Below are 17,904 nucleotides of genomic sequence, written 5' to 3' on the forward strand. Positions count from 1 at the left end.
TCGCTCGCTACATTTTTCAACGGCCTGCTAAGGCTTGGTCTTGCCCATCACATCGTCCGCCCAGCTCAACGCCGCCACGACCGTCGGAAAACCGATGGTGCTGGTGAGCGAGAGCAGCGCGTGATGGATCTGTTCTGGCGTCACCCCCGCTTCCAGTGCCCGCCGAACATGGCTATGCACTGCGCCCTCGGAACGGATCGCCGCCGCCGCGCCGAGCTGAACCAACTGAACGACCTGCTGCTCCAGCGGGCCGGCATTGCGCACGGCCTTACCCAGCGCCTCCACGGCGTCGAAATAATCCGGGTGTTGCTTCCTGAAACGCTGATAGGTCTCGAGCTCTCTTTTGTTTTCCATGCTGCTCTCCTCGTGTTGGGCGTGCGCCGGAATTTGCCTTGCGGCTCAGGCAGGACGGCCTGTTAACTCAGGTTAGTCCGCCTGACGCGAAAGATGACGGGGTGCGGCCAGACGGCAGACCGCGCACGAGCCCCTGGCGCGGGCAACGTCTTGGACTAGCGGGTCATTGCGACGGCCTGACACGCCATGTTGGGGATTTTGCGTGGCGATAATCTCGCGAGAGGACTGTTTGGCTAGTTGATTACTTCAAATTCGCCGGTTTGAGTCTTATCTGTGGGCGGCCCGACCTCGGGGCGAAGCCGTTGTCCTGCACCGCGACACCACAACTTGGCAGCCCTGCGGGCTGCATTCGCCGCGGGGCGCGCCTCCTACAAGGTTGCGGACAGGCTTGAGTCCATGGATAAACGGATTAATCGATCAGGCCACTAGCAGGCCGCTCGTTACGACAGACCAACCTGGAACCCTAAACGCTCGGGTGCGGCCTGGAAGCCCGGCGCAGCAAACTGCTCGTACCCTCGCTCAACGGAATAGGGCGGCGCTTGATAGCCAGGTATACTCGCGCCCCACTTTTCCCTCGGCAGCCGCAGACCTTCCATGACCAGCACCCACTCGCCTGACCCCACGCTCGCCGCTCAGGCTGCCGACGCTGAACCCGGCACCGCCGCCCCCGACGAGCCGATCCCGGCTAAAAAAGCCGGCCTGCCTGGCTTTGCCTCGCTGTTCTGCGCCGCAACGCTCGCCTCGGCCAAGCGCGGCAATCAAGCCTGGCAGCAGAAGGGCAGCAAGTCCGCTCACGAGAAGAAGATCGGCCCGGCACCGAATGGCACCCGCCGCTCCATGGGCAAGCGCTAGCGTCGGTACAACCGCCAAGGTTGAGCAACAGCCCGAGCGTGACCCGCAGCCGCGCCCAGCGCTTGCCGCGAACCAAGGCGTTCGTCGAGCAGCAACGCCGCGAACCTCAACTCCACACGCCAAAGTCGAGAAGGGTCGCGCCGAAGGCCAGGTAGCTCAACACCAGGTTCGAATTCAGGCTGATGCCCTGGTCAATAGGGTGCGCCAAGCTGCATCTGTCAGCCCGGCGCACCCTCGCCAAATCGGGCACGCGTCAGGTCGGCGTTGCGGGGGGAATCCGCCTGCGCCGCTCGACTTGGTTGCGGCCTGAACTTGCGGGCAACCCGCACCGGCCCATGCACCGCATCACCACGGCATAGCCGTTGAAAAGCCGCCGACATCTTCCGCTGCGGTGAGCGCCATCGCGATGGCTAACCGGCTACTTCACCAGCAGCACCGGCACCGCCACCTCATGAATCACCCGCGTGGCCACCGAGCCCAGCAGCATGCCGGCGAAGCTGCCCAGACCGCGAGTGCCCATCACCACGGTATCGCACTGCAGATGCTTGGCGGCGAGGCTCACTTGCTCCGCCACATTGCCGGAGGCGGTGTGCTTTTCATGGGCAATTCCCGCTGTCTGTAATTGATCCGCCGGCCATTCGAGCGCTTCATTGGCTGCCACCGTCAAGGACTGGCGCATATTGCCGATCATTTCATCATCCACGTATTCGCCATATATCGCGGGTTCATGCTGCACATTGAGCAGATGCACCTCCAGCGTTGCAGCATGCATGCGGGCGAAATCGATCACGTACTGCAGGGCACGCTTTGAGCTGTCAGAACCATCGAAGGCAAGCAGTATCTTGCGCATCACGCGTCTCCATTACCAATCCATTACAAGCATAGACCGGCGCAACCTCGCGCGGAGCCTGGCAACGATCGGCCCTGGGTTACTGGCCGGTTATTTCACCAGCAGCACCGGCACCGACACTTCATGGATCACCCGGGTGGCCACCGAACCCAGCAGCATGCCGGTGAAACTGCCCAGGCCGCGAGTGCCCATCACCACGGTGTCGCAGCCCAGCCGGTCGGCGAATTCGCTCACCTGTGCGGCCACGTTGCCGAGCGCGGTGTGCGTTTTATGGCCGATACCGGCTGCCTGCAGTTGATCGACCGGCCACTCGAGCGCCTTGGCAGCCGCCACCAACAGTGACTGCTGCAATTGATCGATGAACTCGCCAGTCACGTACTCGCCATACAGCACCGGTTCGTACTGCACATTGAGCAGATGCACCTCCAGCGTCGCTGCGTGATCGCGGGCAAAATCGATGACGTACTGCAGCGCACGCTTCGAGCTGTCCGAACCGTCGAAGGCAACCAATACCTTGCGCATAACCTGTCTCCTCTGCTGATCCACGACAAGCATAGACCAGCGCCCCGGGCAGCCGACTGCGCCCGCAAAGTGTCGACAAGCCGCGGGGTCTGTGGCGATTCGCCTTCGTCTCGAGCGCCCCGCGCCTGGCCAACTTGACCGCGGCAGTCGCTGCTCATAGATGGTCGCGAGCCTTGGCGAAGGGGCATGGTCAATCAAAGGGTGCCATGCGCAGACAGACCGATTAAAATCCGTGGTCTAACCGCGTAGCCCTGATTTTCTGCTGGCTGCCGCTCATCGGGGCGGAGCATCACCGGTAAAACCCCGGCTACTTATCCACCCGCACAGACCAAGAGAATCCGCATGGGCGCACAATGGAAAGCCAAACCTAAAGAAGCCGCCGCCAACGCCAGAGGCAAGATTTTCGGCCGCTTGGTGAAAGAAATCATGATCGCCGCGCGTAACGGTGCCGATCCGGAGATGAACCCCAAGCTGCGCCTGGCCGTGCATCAGGCGAAAAAAGCCTCAATGCCCAAAGACACCCTGGAGCGCGCAATCAAGAAAGGCGCCGGCCTGAGCGGGGAAACCGTCAACTTCGAGCGCACCACCTACGAAGGTTTCGCCCCGCACCAGGTGCCGGTGATCGTCGAATGCCTGACCGATAACATCAACCGCACCGTGGCCGAGATCCGCGTGCTGTTCCGCAAGGGGCAGATGGGCGCTTCCGGCTCGGTAACCTGGGACTTCGACCACGTTGGCCTGATCGAAGCTTCCAGCGACAGCGACGCCGACCCGGAACTGGCCGCCATCGAAGCCGGCGCCCAGGATTTCGAGGCGTCCGATGAGGGCAACACCCTGTTCATCACCGAGCTGACCGATCTCGACGCCGTGTGCCGGGCGTTACCCGAGCAGGGCTTCACGGTCAATTCGGCCAACCTGGGCTATCGGCCGAAGAACCCGGTCACCAGCCTGACGGACGCCCAGTTGGAAGAGGTCGAAGCCTTCCTCGAGGCCATCGACGGCCACGACGATGTGCAGAACGTCTATGTCGGCCTGGCCGGCTAGCAGGGACTCACGCGCCTACAGCCGATTCGCATAACAGACCGGCGAGCTCGGCTCGGCGCGGCGATCCAGTTCATCCTCGAGAAACTCGGCGAGCACCTGGGCGTTGTTCAGCTGCAGGTCGCGCGCGGCGAACAGCAGGGTCAGGGTGCCTTTCTCGGCGCTCTCCAGCAGCCCCTGCCAATATTCGGGGTGGGCGGCCAGCTCGCGGCGATACTGCTGGCGAAACTCGGCGAACAGCTCGGGCGCATGGCCGAACTGGCGCCGCAGCTCTGCGGACGGCGCCACCTCGCGCGACCAGGCGTCCAACTGCAGCGTTGCCTTACTGCAGCCGCGCGGCCATAGCCGGTCGACCAACACCCGCCGGCCATCCGCCGCCGCCACCCCCTCGTATACCCGCTTGCACTGAATCATCGACCTCTACCCTTGTGATCGCCCATATGCCTGAGTACCGTGGCCGCTCTTGCCAGGAGAGCTCCAATGCACCTTAGCCGCACCCTATTGTTTGCCCTGTTGCCGCTTTTTGCCAGTTGCCAGGTGTTCAGCGAAAAACCCCAGGCCGATTCGGCGAAACACATCCGCCTGCAAGGCGAACTCAGCCTGGACGCCGGACAGTTGCTGCTGCGCCCTTGCCAAGAGCAGCGGCATTTCGTCATCGGCGAAGACGGCGCGGCCGACCTCATGCGCGACGCGAGCGAACTGCTGGCCGCCGGCCCCGGCCCGCTGTTCGTCGACCTGCGCGGCCAGTTGGCGGCCAGCCCGCGAGCCGGCGTGGATGGCCAATTGACGCTCGGCCGGGTGTACCGCCTGCAACGCGAAGGCCAGGGCTGCGCCGACCTCAACTTCAAGCGCACCCTCCTCCACGCCAGCGGCCAGGAGCCAAGCTGGAGCGTGGCCGTCAGCAGCCAGGGCTTGATTCTCAACCGCCCAGGCCAGCAGCCGCTGGCCCTGCCCTACCTGGAGGAACAACTGCCGGAAGGCCGCCTCAACCTGAGCAGTGAAGCCAACGGCCAGCGCCTGCAACTCTGGGCCGCGCCGCAACGCTGTGTCGACAGCATGAGCGGCGCGCTGCAGCACCTGTCTGCCGAACTGCGCCTGAACGGTGCAGTGATGCGCGGCTGCGCCTACTTCGGCGGCGCGCGCAACGACTGAACGCGCGCCACGCTCTGCTTACACGACCAGCGCCAGATTGCCGCTACGGCAAGCCGTCATTCACCTAAGCTGAAGGCTACACAGTGAATGGGGGTGACATATGCTGCGTATCGCTATCAATGGTTATGGACGTATTGGCCGGGCGCTGCTGCGCGCGTTGGTCGAACGCAAACTGGAAAACAGGCTGCACCTGATCGCGATCAACGATCTCTGCGATCCCGTCACCCTGGTGCACCTGACCTGCTTCGACTCGACCTTCGGCCGCTTTCCCGGGCATGTCGGCATGCACGAGGACTCGATGCAGGTCAATGGCCAGTCGATCCACCTGCTGCGCGAGCGCGAGGCGGTCGAGCTGCCCTGGGATCAGCTCGGCGTCGACCTGGTGCTGGAGTGCACCGGCAAGCTGAAACAACGCGCCCAGGTCGAGCAGCACCTGACCGCCGGCGCCTCGCGGGTACTGCTCTCGCACCCGCTGGAAAGCGCCGACCTGACCGTGGTCTATGGCGTCAACCACGAGCGCCTGGGCAGCCAGCAGATCGTCTCCAACGGCTCCTGCACCACCAACTGCCTGGCGCCGCTGGCCAAGGTGCTGCACCAGGCCGTGGGCATCCGCCAAGGCCTGATCAACACCGTGCATGCCTACACCAACGACCAGAACCTGCTGGACAATGCCCATGGCGACCTCTACCGCGCCCGGGCCGCGGCGCTGTCGACGATCCCCACCAGCACCGGCGCGGCCAAGACCATCGGCCTGGTTCTGCCGGAGCTGGCCGGACGCCTGGATGGCTTGGCGGTGCGGGTACCGACGGCCAATGTGTCGCTGCTCGACCTGACGTTCAGCGCCGAGCGCCCGACCAGCCGCGAGGCGATCAATGCCGCCCTGCGGCAAGGCGCACAACAGATGCCCGCCGGGGTGATGGAGTGCAACGAGCTGCCGCTGGTATCGCGCGACTTCAATGGCTACTCGGTGTCCTGCGTGGTCGACCTCAACCACACCCGGGTGCAGGGCGAGCTGGTCAAGGTGCTGGCCTGGTACGACAACGAGTGGGCCTTCGCCAACCGCATGCTCGATGTGTTGCTGGCCTGGCTCAAGCCCTGATGCCATCCGCAGGGCGCGCAATGCGCCCTGCCGCTCCTCGGTAAATGCCGCGCGGCCCACCCTGTGCGCTCGAACCCGCCTATAATCGCCGCCTCACCCAAGCTGCCGGGTTGCCTCCGGCCCTGATTCTGGATTGCCCCATGCTGCGCATCACCGAACTGAAACTGCCCCTCGACCACCCCGAAGAGGCCCTGCGCCCCGCCCTGCTGCAACGCCTGGGCATCGACGATCACGACTTGCTCGACTTCAGCCTGTTCAAGCGCAGCTATGACGCGCGCAAAAAATCCAGCGAGCTGCAGTTCATCTATACCCTCGACTTCGCCGTGCGCGACGAGGCGGCGTTGCTGGCCAGGCTCAGCGAAGACAAGCATGTCGGCCCCGCCCCGAACACCAGCTACCAGCCGGTCGGCCAGGCCAGCCAGCCCCTCGAAGAACGCCCATTGGTGGTCGGCTTTGGCCCCTGCGGCATCTTCGCCGCCCTGATCCTCGCCCAGGCGGGCCTGCGCCCGATCGTGCTGGAGCGCGGCACCGAGGTGCGCCAGCGCACCAAGGACACCTGGGGCCTGTGGCGCAAGAACGTGCTCAACCCCGAGTCCAACGTGCAGTTCGGCGAGGGTGGCGCCGGCACCTTCTCCGACGGCAAGCTGTACAGCCAGATCAAAGACCCCAAACACCTGGGGCGCAAGGTGCTGCAGGAGTTCGTCAAGGCCGGCGCGCCGGAGGAAATCCTCTACGTCAGCAAGCCGCATATCGGCACCTTCCGCCTGACCGGCGTGGTCGCCAGCATGCGCGAGGAGATCAAAGCCCTGGGCGGCGAAGTGCGCTTCCAGCAGCGGGTCAGCGATGTGCTGATCGAAGACGGCCAACTGCAGGGCGTGGTGCTGGACACTGGCGAGCAGATCCTCAGCCGCCACGTGATCCTGGCCCTCGGCCACAGCGCGCGCGACACCTTCCGCATGCTGCACGCGCGCAACGTGCTCATGGAAGCCAAGCCGTTCTCGGTGGGTTTCCGCATCGAGCACCCGCAATCGCTGATCGACCGTGCGCGCCTGGGCAAATACGCCGGCCACCCCAAGCTCGGCGCCGCCGACTACAAGCTGGTGCACCACGCCAGCAACGGCCGCTCGGTGTACAGCTTCTGCATGTGCCCGGGCGGCACCGTGGTGGCGGCTACCTCCGAGCCTAACCGGGTGGTGACCAACGGCATGAGCCAGTATTCGCGTAACGAGCGCAATGCCAATGCCGGCATCGTCGTCGGCATCACTCCGGAGCAGGACTATCCGGGCGGGCCGCTGGCCGGCATCGAGCTGCAGGAACGCCTGGAGTCCCAAGCCTACCTGCTCGGCGGCAGCACTTACGAAGCGCCGGGACAGCTGGTCGGCGACTTTATCGCCGGGCGGCCCTCGACCGAGCTGGGCAGCGTCGAGCCCTCCTATAAACCCGGGGTGAAATTGGGCGACCTGGCCCTGGCCCTGCCGGACTTCGCCATCGAGGCGATCCGCGAAGCGCTGCCGGCCTTCGACAAGCAGATCAAGGGCTTCGCCCTGCACGACGCGGTGCTCACCGGCATCGAGACGCGCACCTCCTCGCCGCTGCGCATCACCCGCGGCGCCGACCTGCAGAGCCTCAACGTCAGAGGCCTGTACCCAGCCGGCGAAGGTGCGGGCTATGCCGGCGGCATTCTCTCGGCCGGGGTCGATGGCATTCGGGTGGCCGAGGCGCTGGCGCGGGAGATGTTGGGGCTTGCGAACACCTGAGCCCGCTCACCTCCTTGGATTGACGTTGGCCTACTGCCTGACTTGAGTCCATTCCAGACTAATAACGTTGCCCAGGCCAAGGACTTCGGCTCCTTGCCCGGGCGGCGCCATCTTGGCTGAGAGTCTGGCAGACACGCACGGTGGCGATCTAGCGCCTGACGCCGCTAGCAAAACGCCTGGCCACACCCCCGGCAGCCCCTCATCCACAGCCTCATTGCGTGCAACCTCGACAGAGCTCACCTGCGCAACCAAGACTTATTCAGTTTCCCAGCAGCCAGCTCTCACACTGGTCTCAGCCTGCAACGGCACGCGCATGAGAATAGGAGCTCGTCGCCGCAATTGCAGATTGTTGTACAATCTGCAATTGCGGTGCTAGCATCACCCTCCTCCCGCCACGTCGCTGCTGATAACAGAGCCCAGAGGGAGTTTCGACGCAGTAACCACAAAAACAATATGAGGTCTCTAACATGGGTGTCCGTACTGATTGGCCGACATTTGGCGCCACGCTGGTGGTGCTGCTCGGTATCTGTATTCCATTGTTGGTCATGCAGGAGCAAGCCAACGACTTTATCAATGCCGCATTTAGCGTTATGACCGCAAACTTCGGCATCCTCTATCAGTGGGGCGGTATTGCAGCTGTCGGTCTGCTGTTGTGGCTGGCGCTAGGCCGCTTTGGCCAAGTCAAGTTGGGCAACAGTTGCGAGCGCCCAGAATTTTCATCTTTTAGTTGGGCGGGAATGTTGTTTTGTGCCGGCATTGGCTCCGGCATTCTCTACTGGGGCACCATCGAATGGGCCTATTATTTGCAAACTCCCCCCCTGGGGATTACTGCCAATACTGATAAAGCTGCGGAATGGGCCGCGACTTATGGCATGTTCCATTGGGGCATCACCGCTTGGGCTTTCTACGGCGTACCGGCCATTCCCCTTGCTTATCTTTATCACGTCCGCAAGCAACCGGAGTTGAAACTGAGTGCCGCTTGCGAAGGCGTACTCGGCAAATACGCACATGGCGCTCTGGGCAAAGTCATCGACATTTTGTTCATGTTCGGCCTGCTCGGCGGCGTTGGAACCAGCCTTGGTTTGGGTACGCCCATGGTGGCGGCAGGGTTGAGCGAAGTATTTGGTATTGAAAACTCCTTCGGCCTCAGCATCTTCGTCATGTTGCTATGCACCGCAATCTTCGGTGTTAGCGCCTATTCCGGCCTAAAGAAGGGCATAAAGATACTCAGCGACATCAATGTGTGGTTGGCAATTGCATTGATCGCTTTCATTTTGCTGGTTGGCCCGACCCTGTTCATCCTCAAGACCACTACCAATAGCATTGGCCTGATGCTGCAAAATTTTGTGCAGATGAATTTCTGGACCGACCCCATAACCAACTCTGGCTTCACGGAAAGCTGGACCGTCTTCTACTGGGCCTGGTGGATCGCCTATGGTCCATTCATGGGTTTGTTCGTCGCCAAGATTTCAAGAGGCCGTACGATTCGCCAAGTCATCACGGGCATGCTGGTTTATGGCAGCCTCGGTTGCTGGGCCTACTTTGGGGTGCTAGGCAATTATGCGATGCATCTGGAGTTAAACGACATTCTTTCCGTCACCAGCATACTGAATGAGAAAGATGCCCCCACCGCCATTATCGCCGTGATTAAATCGCTTCCGCTGTCCTCTTTAGTGCTGCCGTTATTCTGCGTGCTGGCACTGATTTTCCTCGCCACTCAGTTCGATTCCGCCGCTTATATCATGGCCGCCGTGGCAACTGTAAAGCTGACGGAAAATGAGCATCCGGCGCGCTGGCATGTATTGTTCTGGGCCTTGGCCCTGGCTGCTCTACCACTCAGCCTGATGTTCGTCGGCGGCCTGAAAGCGCTGCAAACGGCAGCCATTACCCTGGCGTTACCACAACTCTTTATCACCGCGATCATGGCGATCTCCCTTGTTCGCTGGCTGCGCCATGATGAAATCAACGGTGTGCCAAGCGCCTCGCGGGTCGCAGATACCTCTCAGAGCTTCACGGCGGCCAACGTAACCGCCACTCCCTGAGCTCAACTCCATGGTGGCCTCATTATTTACGAGGCCACCAAGCCACCGCCTCTCCACACGATGCTACTCATGAACGAACTTCTAATTGATAGCGCAGAAATTTATGTAGTCGGCCCAGAGGTACCGCGTCATCGACTAGCGGCCGACATGGGCGAAGTATATGAAACCTTGACCCTACTGCGCCTGCAGACGCGCTGCGGACTAGAAGGTATCGCCGGCGTCACCACCTATTCCGAACACTGTTTCGACGAGTCGTTGGGCGCAGCACTTAAACCCCTTCTACCAGAATTACTGGGGCGCAACGCATGGAACTCCGACATCATCTGGCAACACCTGATGAGTCGCTACAGTTGCATGACGCCTAAACCCCAATCGGCCATTGATATCGCCATCTGGGATCTAAAAGCCAAAGCAGTAAACCTGCCGCTTTATAAGTTACTCGGCGGCAGTCGGGAGACGATTCGCTCCTATGCCAGCACGCCGCTTCTCAACAGCCCAGAAGACTATGTGGCCTTCGTCCACGACCTGCGCGCACAAGGCTTTGACACGGTGAAATTCCATGTTTGTTGTGAACTGGAGAAAGACCTGGCTCTGCTGGACGCAATCGAGAGTTCCTTCGGTACTTCCTTGCCGTTCATGATCGATTTGGAGGAGCGGTATAACCGGAAAGATGCACGGATAATTGCCAAGCGACTGGAAAAAATGAACTGCGTTTGGTTAGAAGCGCCGTTGGTCGATAGCGACTTGATCGGCTATGCGGAACTGCGTCGCCACACATCGACAGCAGTTCTACCGGCGGGAAACACCCTGCTAACCCCGGGCATGATGATCCAAGGCATACAACTACACGCCTGGGATGGCCTACGCACGGATGTCACCTATGCCGGCGGTTTTACCGCCGCGCGCACCATTGCCGCGTTGGCGCAAGCCCATAACCTGCCACTGGAGCTGCAGTCCTGGGGGTACACACCTTCACAGGCGGCGAACCTGCATCTGATGCTGTCGATTCCCAACGCCATGTATTTCGAGCAACCGGTTCCCTACTCCAGTCATGAAGCCTATTGCCTGACGCCGATCCGAACCCGGGATGGCGTCATCCAAGCTCCCACGGCGGCAGGCCTAGGAATAGAACTCGATTGGCAGCAGGCACGCAAGGACACACTTTGGCAGCATCAGATTGGCGGATAAGCGATGAAAATAACCGATATAGAAGTGATCGAACTCCGGGTGCCTGACGATCGAGAATTGAACCTCGACCCGACCAACAATGGCTGCCTGATCCGCGTACATACCGATGCCGGTATCAGCGGTATCGCCGAGGTGGACAGCCTGCCCTCGGTTATCAAAGCGATTGTTGACGCGCCACCGCGAATCAAAACCCTCATGGGTTTAAAGTCGATACTGATCGGCGAGGATCCGACCGATATTCCTCGACTATGGCAAAAGATGTATCACCACACCAGTTACTGTGGCCGCCGAGGCGTGGTGATGCATGCCATCAGCGGCATAGACATTGCGCTCTGGGATCTGCGCGGCAAGTTGGAAAACAAGCCCGTATCGGCATTGCTCGGATATCCGCAGCACGAACGTCTCCCCGCCTACACCACGGTCTATCCACTTGGCCGCACCGTTGACGAACTACGGCAGGCGATCGATCACGCATTAAAGTTCCCGGTAAAGGCATTGAAGCTGGCCATCGATTCATTCTGGAAAGATGAACCGGCACAAGCCATAGAGCTGTTGCATGCTGCACGAGCCCATGTTGGCAGCGAACTCGAACTCATGCTCGATGCCACTGCGACCTACACGGATTGCGCGCAACTGGAGCCTTTGCTTCCGGCATTGCACGAGTGTCGAATTCAATGGCTGGAAGCCCCCTTCCCGCTGGATAATATCGACCAGTTTCGCAACTTGAAAAGCGCAGGGATACCCATCGGAGCCGGCGATACGGGCTTGACCGCCCCAGCCGAATGGCAACCATTTTTCAGTGAGGCACACATTGATATTGCCCAACCGGATATTAGTTGGGTCGGCGGCTTTACCGCTCTGAAACAGATAGCCGTCATGGCGGCGGCGCAAGGAAGCCGTTTGATCCCGCACGGCTGGAATACTGATCTGACCCTAGCAGCCAATCTGCACTTCCTGGCCGTACAGCCAAAAGCCGAATACGCCGAGTTCTCGACCTCGGCCTCGCCCCTACGCTGGCTACTGTGCGAGAACGGACCGAAGATCGATGACGACGGCATGATCGCAGTTCCTCAGGGTTCAGGCCTGGGGATTGAACTCAATGAACGAACGATACAGCGCTATCGCGTGCGATAAGCGCCGGCAACCAACCAGAATTAATGCCCCTGATCATCAGGGGCAGAATGTTGCTGTAGCTCCGCGAAGTAGGTGATGTTTCGGATTGCTTCCGCTTGCGCTTGCTCGCCTTGGCCGGAGCAAATCGCAGCGACCAGATCATAGTGGCTGCTACCCACCTGATGCCGATCGAATACTTGGTTAGCTGCGGCGATATAGGCCAGGAACTGATTTTCGATCAGCTGGTATTGCAGGGCCAAACGATTGTGCTTGGACAACTCGACGATAGTTCTATGCAAATCGAGGTCGGCTCGCGCAATGGACTTGATGTCCTCGCCCTCACAAAGCACCAATAACTTCTGATAGATCGCTTGCAAGCGGGCGACGCCTTCATCGTCAATCCGCTCCGCCGCAAGACGCGCGGCCAACCCTTCCAAAGTAGCCCTCAGGGTATAGAGCTCCCAAATATCTTGATCGTTAAGCATCGATACCGACCAGCCAGCATAAGGTACCTGAGTCACTAGCCCTTCAGAGCCGAGTTGGTGTAGCGCGATGCGGATAGTTCCGCGAGACAGGTTGTACTCTTTAGCCAGGCTGGTTTCGACTAAGCGCATCCCCGGTGTCAGCTCGCCGCTGACAATATCATCACGCAGTAAGTCCGCGGCCTGATCTTCCAAGCTGCGCTTGTTGATCATTGCTGATTTCTTCATATGCTATGACGTTCTTTTAAATTGTCTGATTGGCCGACAATCATATCAAGAAGCCGAAAAATTAGAACGCGCCCAGACGCCGCACCGTCCCTCACTAGACCGATAGCTAGAACCCAGCCGTGGGCAACTCACCCGGCAAGGCCACGCCCCGCTCGGCACAGGCGGCCACCGCCTCGATCAGCGGCGCCAGCTCGAAGCCCTGGCTGTGCAGCCAGGCCTCGTCATAGTAGGTGCCGGCATAGCGCTCGCCGCCATCGCAGAGAATCGCCACCAGCGAGCCGGATTCGCCGGCCGCGGCCATGCGCTGCGCGACCAGCAGCGCACCGATCAGGTTGGTGCCGCTGGAACCGCCCACGCGCCGGCCCAGGCGCCGCGCCAGGTAGTGCATGGCCGCCAGCGACAGGGCGTCCGGCACCTTGCACATGGCGTCGATCACCGAGGGCAGGAAGGAGGCCTCGACCCGCGGCCGGCCGATGCCTTCGATGCGCGAGCCGCAGTTCAGGGTCAGGCCGGCATCGCCTGTGCGGTAATAATCGAAGAACACCGAGCGCTCGGCATCGGCGCACAGCACCCGGGTGGTGTGACGGCGGTAACCCACGTAGCGGCCGAGGGTGGCCAGAGTGCCGCCGGTGCCGGAGCTGGAGATCAGCCAGGCCGGCTCGGGATAACGCTCGCTACGCAGCTGCTGGAAGATCGACTCGGCAATATTGTTGTTGGCGCGCCAGTCGGTGGCGCGCTCGGCGTAGGTGAACTGATCCATGAAGTGGCCACCGCTCTCGCGCGCCAGGCGTTCGGATTCGGCATAGATCCGGGTCGGATCATCCACCAGGTGGCTCTGGCCGCCATAGAAGGCAATCTGGGCGATCTTCTCCCTGGAGGTCGACGCCGGCATCACCGCAATAAAGGGCAAGCCCAGCAGGCCGGCGAAATAGGCTTCGGAAATTGCCGTGGAACCGCTGGACGCCTCGATCACCGGCGCACCGGGCTTGAGCCAGCCGTTGCACAGGGCGTAGAGAAACAGCGAACGGGCCAGGCGATGCTTGAGGCTGCCGGTGGGGTGACTGGATTCGTCCTTGAAGTACAGCTCGACGCCCGGCAGGCCGGGCAACGCCAGGGGGATCAGGTGAGTATCGGCACTGCGTTGGAAATCCGCCTCGATGATGCGGATCGCCTCACGCGCCCAGGCTCTGCAGTTGCTCATCGGTATGTCCTCAATCCAGTACAGCCGCCGGCAGCGGCGGCGCGGCGGTGCGCCACTGACTCAATGCCACCCCGGCAAATACCAGCAGCACGGCGAGCATCTGCGGGCTATTGAGACGCTCGCCGAGCAACAGCATGGCGAACACCAGGGTGAACACCGGGATCAGGTTGGTAAAGCCTGAAGCCTGGCTGGCCGGCAAACGGCTGACCCCGAAGTTGTACAGCCCGTAGGCGCCCACGGTCACCAATACGCCCAGGTATGCCACCGCGCCCACTCCCAGCAGGCTGAACTCGCGCGGCAGCGGTGCCGCCAGCAAGGCCAGCGGCAGAAAGAACAGGGTGCCGACGAAGGCCACCATGGCGGTCAGCAGAAAGGGCGAATAGCGCGCCGACAAATGCTTGAGCAGCAGGGTGTAGCCCATGGCACAGAGCATGGCGAGAAATTCGTAGAAGTTGCCCAGCAGCGGGTTGGGGGCGTGTGCATCCGCGCCACCGGCCAGGCTCAGCCAGATGGCGCCGATCACGGCGATGAGAAAACCGGCCAGGGTGGTGCGACTGATGCGCTCCTTGAGCCAGACAAAGGCCCCGACCGCCACCAACAACGGCAGCAGCGCCGTGACCATGCCGGCCTGGGAGGCACTGGTGTTTTGTAGCGCCAGAGCCTCGAAGAGAAAGTACAGGCAGGGTTCGCAGGCCGCCAGGCCGAGCAGGTATTTCCAGTCGCCACGGCGGTACTGCATGCGCCCACGCCAGCGCCAAGCCAACAGGAAGACCAGGCTACCCAGGGCCATACGAGCGCAGATCACCCACAACGGCGGTAACTCGGCAAAAGCCAGTTTCAGGGCGATAAAGGAACTGCCCCACAACGCCATGGCGACCACCAGGCAGACCATCGCCACCCCTCTGCCCTGCCCGCCCATAGCCACCTCCGTGTAAAAGCCGGAGTGTAGAACGGCTTGAGTGCTGCCGCCAGATACAGTCAGGCGCTGGAACTGTATGCCGGCGGCTCGGCATGGATAGCCCGGACAAGCCTTGGGCAAGGCCGAATCATGCGGCCCCGGATTGCGCGGCACCGACCCGGGCTGCGGCGCGGCTCTACTGCTGCCAGGGCCTGCCGCGGGTCTTGTCGCTCAGGCGCAGCTTCTGCTGCAGGGCGGCCTTGGCCAGCATGTGGGCGCTGACCGGCGCGGTGATGAACAAAAACAGGGTGATCAGCAGCTCGTGCAGGCTGATGCCGTCGCCCCGGCTGCCGAAGTAGAACAGGGAGGCGATGACCATGCCGCCGACGCCCAGGGTGGTCGACTTGGTCGGCCCGTGCAGGCGCATGAAGAAGTCCGGCAGGCGGTACAGGCCTATGGCGCCGACCAGGGCGAACAGGCTGCCGAGCAGCAGAAACAGGGCGACCAAGGCTTCGATCCAGCTATGCATGCCAACTCCTTACTCGATGATGTCGCCGCGCAGCAGGTATTTCGCCACCGCCACCGTGCCGATAAAGCCCATCACGGCGATCAGCAGCGCCGCCTCGAAATACAGATCCGAGCCCAGCCAGATACCGAACAGCACCAGCAAGGCGATGGCGTTGATGTACAGGGTGTCCAGGGCCAGGATCCGATCCGGCAGATCCGGCCCCTTGATCAGGCGGGCCAGGGTCAGCATCAGGGCCAGGCCCATGATCGCCAGGCACAATGGAATCACGTAGGCGAGCATGCGAATACCTCCAGTAGCGGCGCTTCGTAGCGGCGCTTGATCTGCGCGACCAGGGCGACTTCGTCGTCCACATCCAGGCCATGTACCAACAGGGTTTTGCGGTCGTCGCTCAAATCGGCGGACACCGTCCCCGGGGTCAGGGAGATGATACTGGCGAGCATGGTCAGGGCCAGCTCGTCCTCCAGCAGCATGGGAATCTCGACAAAGGCCGGACGCAGCCTGGCACTCGGGCCGAGGATCAGTTTGGCCACCTGCAGGTTGGCGATGACGATATCGCCCAATACCTGCAGAAAGAACAGGCACAGCTTCAGCGGTTTGCGAACGCGTGGCGGGTTGATCCAGAACACCTGGGTCACCAGCGGAATCAGCCCGCCGAGCAGTGCGCCGAGCAGCCAGTGGCCAAGGCTCAAATCATTCACCAGCAGCAGCCAGACCCCCAGCAAGGTCAGGCTCAGCAGCGGATGGGGCAGCCAGCGGCGGGCCTTCATGGCGCACCTCCCGGGAGGACGATCTGGCGATACAACTGCAGGTCGAGCAACTGGCTGGCCGTTGCCTCGGCATACGTCAACAGAGGCGCGGCCAGGCCGACCAGCAGCGGACTGAGCAGCAACAGTCCGATGCAGGCGAGCAAGCGGCCATAGTCCAGTTCGGCACTGTCCAGCTGGCTCTGACCGACCCGCCAGAACAAGGTGCTGCCGGCGCGGCTGAGCGCGATCAACGTGGCCAGACCGCCGCCCAGCACCGCCGGCCAGAGGAGCAGCGCCTGCAGGCCCGGCTCCACCGCACGCAACAACAGCAGCTTGCCGATGAACCCGGACAGCGGCGGCAAGCCGGCCACGCTGATCGCCCCGACGAAAAACAGAATTCCCAGCAAATGCGGATTCTGCAACTGCGGCCCCTGGATCAGCAGAGTGGTTTTCTGCCCCCGCTGGCGCGCAATCAGATCGGCCAGGAGGAACAGGCCACCGGCAATCCAGGTGCTGTGCAGCAGGTAGAACAAGGCGGCGGCCAAGGCTTGTGGCGTGCCCAGGGAAATCCCCGCAAGCAGGGTGCCGACCGAGACCACCACCAGATAGGCGAGCAAGTGGTGCAGACTGCTCGCCGCCAACGCGCCTATGACGCCCAAGCCGATGGTCAACAGCGCCAACGGCCAGAGCCAGTCCTGGGCCATGTTGGCCAACATGCCGGCGTCGTCGCCGAAGATCAGCGTATAGACGCGCAGGATCGAGTACAGACCGACCTTGGTCATGATCGCGAACAGTGCCGCGACCGGCGCCGTGGCCGAGGCGTACGCCCTGGGCAACCAGAAATACAGCGGCAGGAACGCCGCCTTCAAGCCGAACACCACCAACAGCAACAAGCCGGCGGCGCCCAGCAAGGGCGCCTGATCGGCATTGGCCGCAGCCACCCGTACGGCCAGGTCGGCCATGTTCAGCGTGCCGCTGATGCCGTAGAGCACGCCGACCGCCAACAGGAACAAGGCCGAGCCGACCAGGTTGAGGATCACGTAATGCAAGCCGGCCCGTACCCGCTCCGCTCCACCGCCGTGCAGCAACAGCGAATAGGAGGCGATCAGCAGAATCTCGAAGAACACGAACAGGTTGAACAGGTCGCCGGTGAGAAAGGCGCCGTTGATGCCCATCAACTGGAACTGGAACAGCGCATGGAAATTGCGCCCGCGCTCGTCATCGCCGCGCGTCGCATAAAGCAGGGCGAAAAAGGCCAGCAGCGCAGTAGCCACCAGCAACAGCGCACTCAACCGGTCGAGCAGCAGGATGATGCCGAACGGCGGCTGCCAGTTGCCCAGGGCATAGACCCGCAGCCCGCCCTGGTCGGCCAGCCAGATCAACCACAGACTCAGCGCCACCAGCACCGCGGCGCTGCTCAGCGATAAGGCTCGTTTGGCCGGCATGCTCAGCCGGGCTCCGAATAGCAACAGGCAGCCGATGAACATCGGCAGCAACACCGGCAGGATCAAGCCATGATTCATCGGGCGGACTCCCGGCCATCGACGTGGTCGGTTTTCATTTCGCCGACGCTGCGCAGCGCCAGCACCACCACGAAGGCGGTCATGGCAAAGCCGATGACGATGGCGGTCAGCACCAGCGCCTGCGGCAGCGGATCGGCATACTCGGCGTTGGCGCCGATCACCGTGGTTACGCCGGTTTGCAGGCGACCCATGGCGAACAGGAACAGGTTGACCGCATAGGAGATCAGCGTCAGGCCCATCACCACCGCAAAGGTGCGCGCTCGCAGCAACAGGTAAACACCGCTGGCGGTGAGGATGCCGAGGGCTACGGCAAACAAAGCTTCCATC

The 17,904-nt window shown here is 62.0% G+C and carries 20 protein-coding genes; 8 read left to right on the plus strand and 12 right to left on the minus strand.

What is annotated here, in order from left to right; all coding sequences use genetic code 11:
* Positions 1–27: 27 nt before the first annotated feature.
* Positions 28–354 carry a carboxymuconolactone decarboxylase family protein gene (locus P8H27_RS09980; RefSeq protein ID WP_289637160.1) on the minus strand — a complete coding sequence of 109 codons (327 nt, stop codon included), beginning with the start codon at positions 352–354 and terminating at the stop codon, positions 28–30.
* A gap of 594 nt (positions 355–948) precedes the next feature.
* Between P8H27_RS09980 and P8H27_RS09985 the strand changes: the two genes are divergently transcribed.
* A complete protein-coding gene (locus P8H27_RS09985; RefSeq protein ID WP_289637162.1) occupies positions 949–1,206 on the plus strand; it encodes a hypothetical protein in 258 nt (85 codons plus the stop codon).
* Positions 1,207–1,624: 418 nt separating this feature from the next.
* Here the strand turns inward: P8H27_RS09985 and P8H27_RS09990 are convergent, their stop codons facing one another.
* Positions 1,625–2,056 carry a universal stress protein gene (locus P8H27_RS09990; RefSeq protein WP_289637163.1) on the minus strand — a complete coding sequence of 144 codons (432 nt, stop codon included), beginning with the start codon at positions 2,054–2,056 and terminating at the stop codon, positions 1,625–1,627.
* A gap of 90 nt (positions 2,057–2,146) precedes the next feature.
* Positions 2,147–2,578 carry a universal stress protein gene (locus P8H27_RS09995; RefSeq protein ID WP_289637164.1) on the minus strand — a complete coding sequence of 144 codons (432 nt, stop codon included), beginning with the start codon at positions 2,576–2,578 and terminating at the stop codon, positions 2,147–2,149.
* A gap of 342 nt (positions 2,579–2,920) precedes the next feature.
* Between P8H27_RS09995 and P8H27_RS10000 the strand changes: the two genes are divergently transcribed.
* Entirely contained in the window at positions 2,921–3,622 is a 702-nt protein-coding gene (locus P8H27_RS10000; RefSeq protein ID WP_289637165.1) for a YebC/PmpR family DNA-binding transcriptional regulator, read from the plus strand.
* A gap of 15 nt (positions 3,623–3,637) precedes the next feature.
* Here the strand turns inward: P8H27_RS10000 and P8H27_RS10005 are convergent, their stop codons facing one another.
* Positions 3,638–4,033, minus strand: coding sequence for a DUF488 domain-containing protein (locus P8H27_RS10005; protein ID WP_289637166.1), 396 nt, complete (start codon positions 4,031–4,033; stop codon positions 3,638–3,640).
* Between the two features lie 66 nt (positions 4,034–4,099).
* On the opposite strand from P8H27_RS10005, the gene P8H27_RS10010 reads away from it, so the two are divergent.
* The 6 genes from P8H27_RS10010 (at position 4,100) to P8H27_RS10035 (ending at position 11,991) form a co-directional block, all read left to right on the plus strand.
* A complete protein-coding gene (locus P8H27_RS10010; RefSeq protein WP_289637167.1) occupies positions 4,100–4,771 on the plus strand; it encodes a COG3650 family protein in 672 nt (223 codons plus the stop codon).
* 100 nt (positions 4,772–4,871) lie between these two features.
* Positions 4,872–5,870, plus strand: a complete 999-nt coding sequence (gene gap, locus P8H27_RS10015; RefSeq protein WP_289637169.1) for a type I glyceraldehyde-3-phosphate dehydrogenase — start codon at positions 4,872–4,874, stop codon at positions 5,868–5,870.
* A gap of 140 nt (positions 5,871–6,010) precedes the next feature.
* The gene (locus P8H27_RS10020; RefSeq protein WP_289637170.1) at positions 6,011–7,627 is read left to right on the plus strand and encodes an NAD(P)/FAD-dependent oxidoreductase; all 1,617 of its coding nucleotides are present in this window, start codon (positions 6,011–6,013) and stop codon (positions 7,625–7,627) included.
* Positions 7,628–8,094: 467 nt separating this feature from the next.
* Positions 8,095–9,669: a BCCT family transporter gene (locus P8H27_RS10025; protein WP_289637171.1), complete on the plus strand. Its 1,575-nt coding sequence runs from the start codon at positions 8,095–8,097 to the stop codon at positions 9,667–9,669.
* Positions 9,670–9,738: 69 nt separating this feature from the next.
* Positions 9,739–10,857 (plus strand): mandelate racemase/muconate lactonizing enzyme family protein, encoded by a 1,119-nt coding sequence (locus tag P8H27_RS10030; protein WP_289637172.1) that lies wholly within the window; start codon positions 9,739–9,741, stop codon positions 10,855–10,857.
* Between the two features lie 3 nt (positions 10,858–10,860).
* Positions 10,861–11,991 carry a mandelate racemase/muconate lactonizing enzyme family protein gene (locus P8H27_RS10035; RefSeq protein WP_289637173.1) on the plus strand — a complete coding sequence of 377 codons (1,131 nt, stop codon included), beginning with the start codon at positions 10,861–10,863 and terminating at the stop codon, positions 11,989–11,991.
* 20 nt (positions 11,992–12,011) lie between these two features.
* On the opposite strand, the gene P8H27_RS10040 is transcribed toward P8H27_RS10035, so the two are convergent.
* The 8 genes from P8H27_RS10040 to P8H27_RS10075 all read right to left on the minus strand — a co-directional run bounded on the left by P8H27_RS10040 (position 12,012) and on the right by P8H27_RS10075 (position 17,903).
* Positions 12,012–12,680: a GntR family transcriptional regulator gene (locus P8H27_RS10040; protein WP_289637174.1), complete on the minus strand. Its 669-nt coding sequence runs from the start codon at positions 12,678–12,680 to the stop codon at positions 12,012–12,014.
* 106 nt (positions 12,681–12,786) lie between these two features.
* A complete protein-coding gene (locus P8H27_RS10045; protein ID WP_289637176.1) occupies positions 12,787–13,881 on the minus strand; it encodes a PLP-dependent cysteine synthase family protein in 1,095 nt (364 codons plus the stop codon).
* 10 nt (positions 13,882–13,891) lie between these two features.
* Entirely contained in the window at positions 13,892–14,800 is a 909-nt protein-coding gene (locus tag P8H27_RS10050) for a DMT family transporter (protein ID WP_289637177.1), read from the minus strand.
* 175 nt (positions 14,801–14,975) lie between these two features.
* Complete coding sequence (locus P8H27_RS10055) at positions 14,976–15,308, minus strand: Na+/H+ antiporter subunit G (protein ID WP_289637178.1); 333 nt, start codon at positions 15,306–15,308, stop codon at positions 14,976–14,978.
* 9 nt (positions 15,309–15,317) lie between these two features.
* A complete protein-coding gene (locus P8H27_RS10060) occupies positions 15,318–15,587 on the minus strand; it encodes a K+/H+ antiporter subunit F (RefSeq protein WP_289637179.1) in 270 nt (89 codons plus the stop codon).
* Entirely contained in the window at positions 15,572–16,075 is a 504-nt protein-coding gene (locus tag P8H27_RS10065) for a Na+/H+ antiporter subunit E (protein WP_289637180.1), read from the minus strand. Before P8H27_RS10065 ends, P8H27_RS10060 begins: the two co-directional genes overlap by 16 nt.
* Positions 16,072–17,577: a monovalent cation/H+ antiporter subunit D gene (locus P8H27_RS10070; RefSeq protein WP_289637181.1), complete on the minus strand. Its 1,506-nt coding sequence runs from the start codon at positions 17,575–17,577 to the stop codon at positions 16,072–16,074. The genes P8H27_RS10065 and P8H27_RS10070 overlap by 4 nt, the downstream gene beginning before the upstream one ends.
* Positions 17,574–17,903, minus strand: a complete 330-nt coding sequence (locus tag P8H27_RS10075; RefSeq protein WP_289637182.1) for a Na+/H+ antiporter subunit C — start codon at positions 17,901–17,903, stop codon at positions 17,574–17,576. Before P8H27_RS10075 ends, P8H27_RS10070 begins: the two co-directional genes overlap by 4 nt.
* Position 17,904: the final 1 nt, after the last annotated feature.

The sequence above is a fragment of the Pseudomonas sp. sp1636 genome (assembly GCF_030376615.1).
In the GTDB taxonomy this organism is placed as follows: Bacteria; Pseudomonadota; Gammaproteobacteria; order Pseudomonadales; family Pseudomonadaceae; genus Aquipseudomonas.

What these genes read in the sequence shown, in the direction of transcription:
- P8H27_RS09980 (WP_289637160.1), bottom strand. Translation starts at nt 354, where the DNA reads ATGGAAAACAAAAGAGAGCTCGAGACCTATCAGCGTTTCAGGAAGCAA.
- P8H27_RS09985 (WP_289637162.1), top strand. Translation starts at nt 949, where the DNA reads ATGACCAGCACCCACTCGCCTGACCCCACGCTCGCCGCTCAGGCTGCC.
- P8H27_RS09990 (WP_289637163.1), bottom strand. Translation starts at nt 2,056, where the DNA reads ATGCGCAAGATACTGCTTGCCTTCGATGGTTCTGACAGCTCAAAGCGT.
- P8H27_RS09995 (WP_289637164.1), bottom strand. Translation starts at nt 2,578, where the DNA reads ATGCGCAAGGTATTGGTTGCCTTCGACGGTTCGGACAGCTCGAAGCGT.
- P8H27_RS10000 (WP_289637165.1), top strand. Translation starts at nt 2,921, where the DNA reads ATGGGCGCACAATGGAAAGCCAAACCTAAAGAAGCCGCCGCCAACGCC.
- P8H27_RS10005 (WP_289637166.1), bottom strand. Translation starts at nt 4,033, where the DNA reads ATGATTCAGTGCAAGCGGGTATACGAGGGGGTGGCGGCGGCGGATGGC.
- P8H27_RS10010 (WP_289637167.1), top strand. Translation starts at nt 4,100, where the DNA reads ATGCACCTTAGCCGCACCCTATTGTTTGCCCTGTTGCCGCTTTTTGCC.
- gap (WP_289637169.1), top strand. Translation starts at nt 4,872, where the DNA reads ATGCTGCGTATCGCTATCAATGGTTATGGACGTATTGGCCGGGCGCTG.
- P8H27_RS10020 (WP_289637170.1), top strand. Translation starts at nt 6,011, where the DNA reads ATGCTGCGCATCACCGAACTGAAACTGCCCCTCGACCACCCCGAAGAG.
- P8H27_RS10025 (WP_289637171.1), top strand. Translation starts at nt 8,095, where the DNA reads ATGGGTGTCCGTACTGATTGGCCGACATTTGGCGCCACGCTGGTGGTG.
- P8H27_RS10030 (WP_289637172.1), top strand. Translation starts at nt 9,739, where the DNA reads ATGAACGAACTTCTAATTGATAGCGCAGAAATTTATGTAGTCGGCCCA.
- P8H27_RS10035 (WP_289637173.1), top strand. Translation starts at nt 10,861, where the DNA reads ATGAAAATAACCGATATAGAAGTGATCGAACTCCGGGTGCCTGACGAT.
- P8H27_RS10040 (WP_289637174.1), bottom strand. Translation starts at nt 12,680, where the DNA reads ATGAAGAAATCAGCAATGATCAACAAGCGCAGCTTGGAAGATCAGGCC.
- P8H27_RS10045 (WP_289637176.1), bottom strand. Translation starts at nt 13,881, where the DNA reads ATGAGCAACTGCAGAGCCTGGGCGCGTGAGGCGATCCGCATCATCGAG.
- P8H27_RS10050 (WP_289637177.1), bottom strand. Translation starts at nt 14,800, where the DNA reads ATGGGCGGGCAGGGCAGAGGGGTGGCGATGGTCTGCCTGGTGGTCGCC.
- P8H27_RS10055 (WP_289637178.1), bottom strand. Translation starts at nt 15,308, where the DNA reads ATGCATAGCTGGATCGAAGCCTTGGTCGCCCTGTTTCTGCTGCTCGGC.
- P8H27_RS10060 (WP_289637179.1), bottom strand. Translation starts at nt 15,587, where the DNA reads ATGCTCGCCTACGTGATTCCATTGTGCCTGGCGATCATGGGCCTGGCC.
- P8H27_RS10065 (WP_289637180.1), bottom strand. Translation starts at nt 16,075, where the DNA reads ATGAAGGCCCGCCGCTGGCTGCCCCATCCGCTGCTGAGCCTGACCTTG.
- P8H27_RS10070 (WP_289637181.1), bottom strand. Translation starts at nt 17,577, where the DNA reads ATGAATCATGGCTTGATCCTGCCGGTGTTGCTGCCGATGTTCATCGGC.
- P8H27_RS10075 (WP_289637182.1), bottom strand. Translation starts at nt 17,903, where the DNA reads ATGGAAGCTTTGTTTGCCGTAGCCCTCGGCATCCTCACCGCCAGCGGT.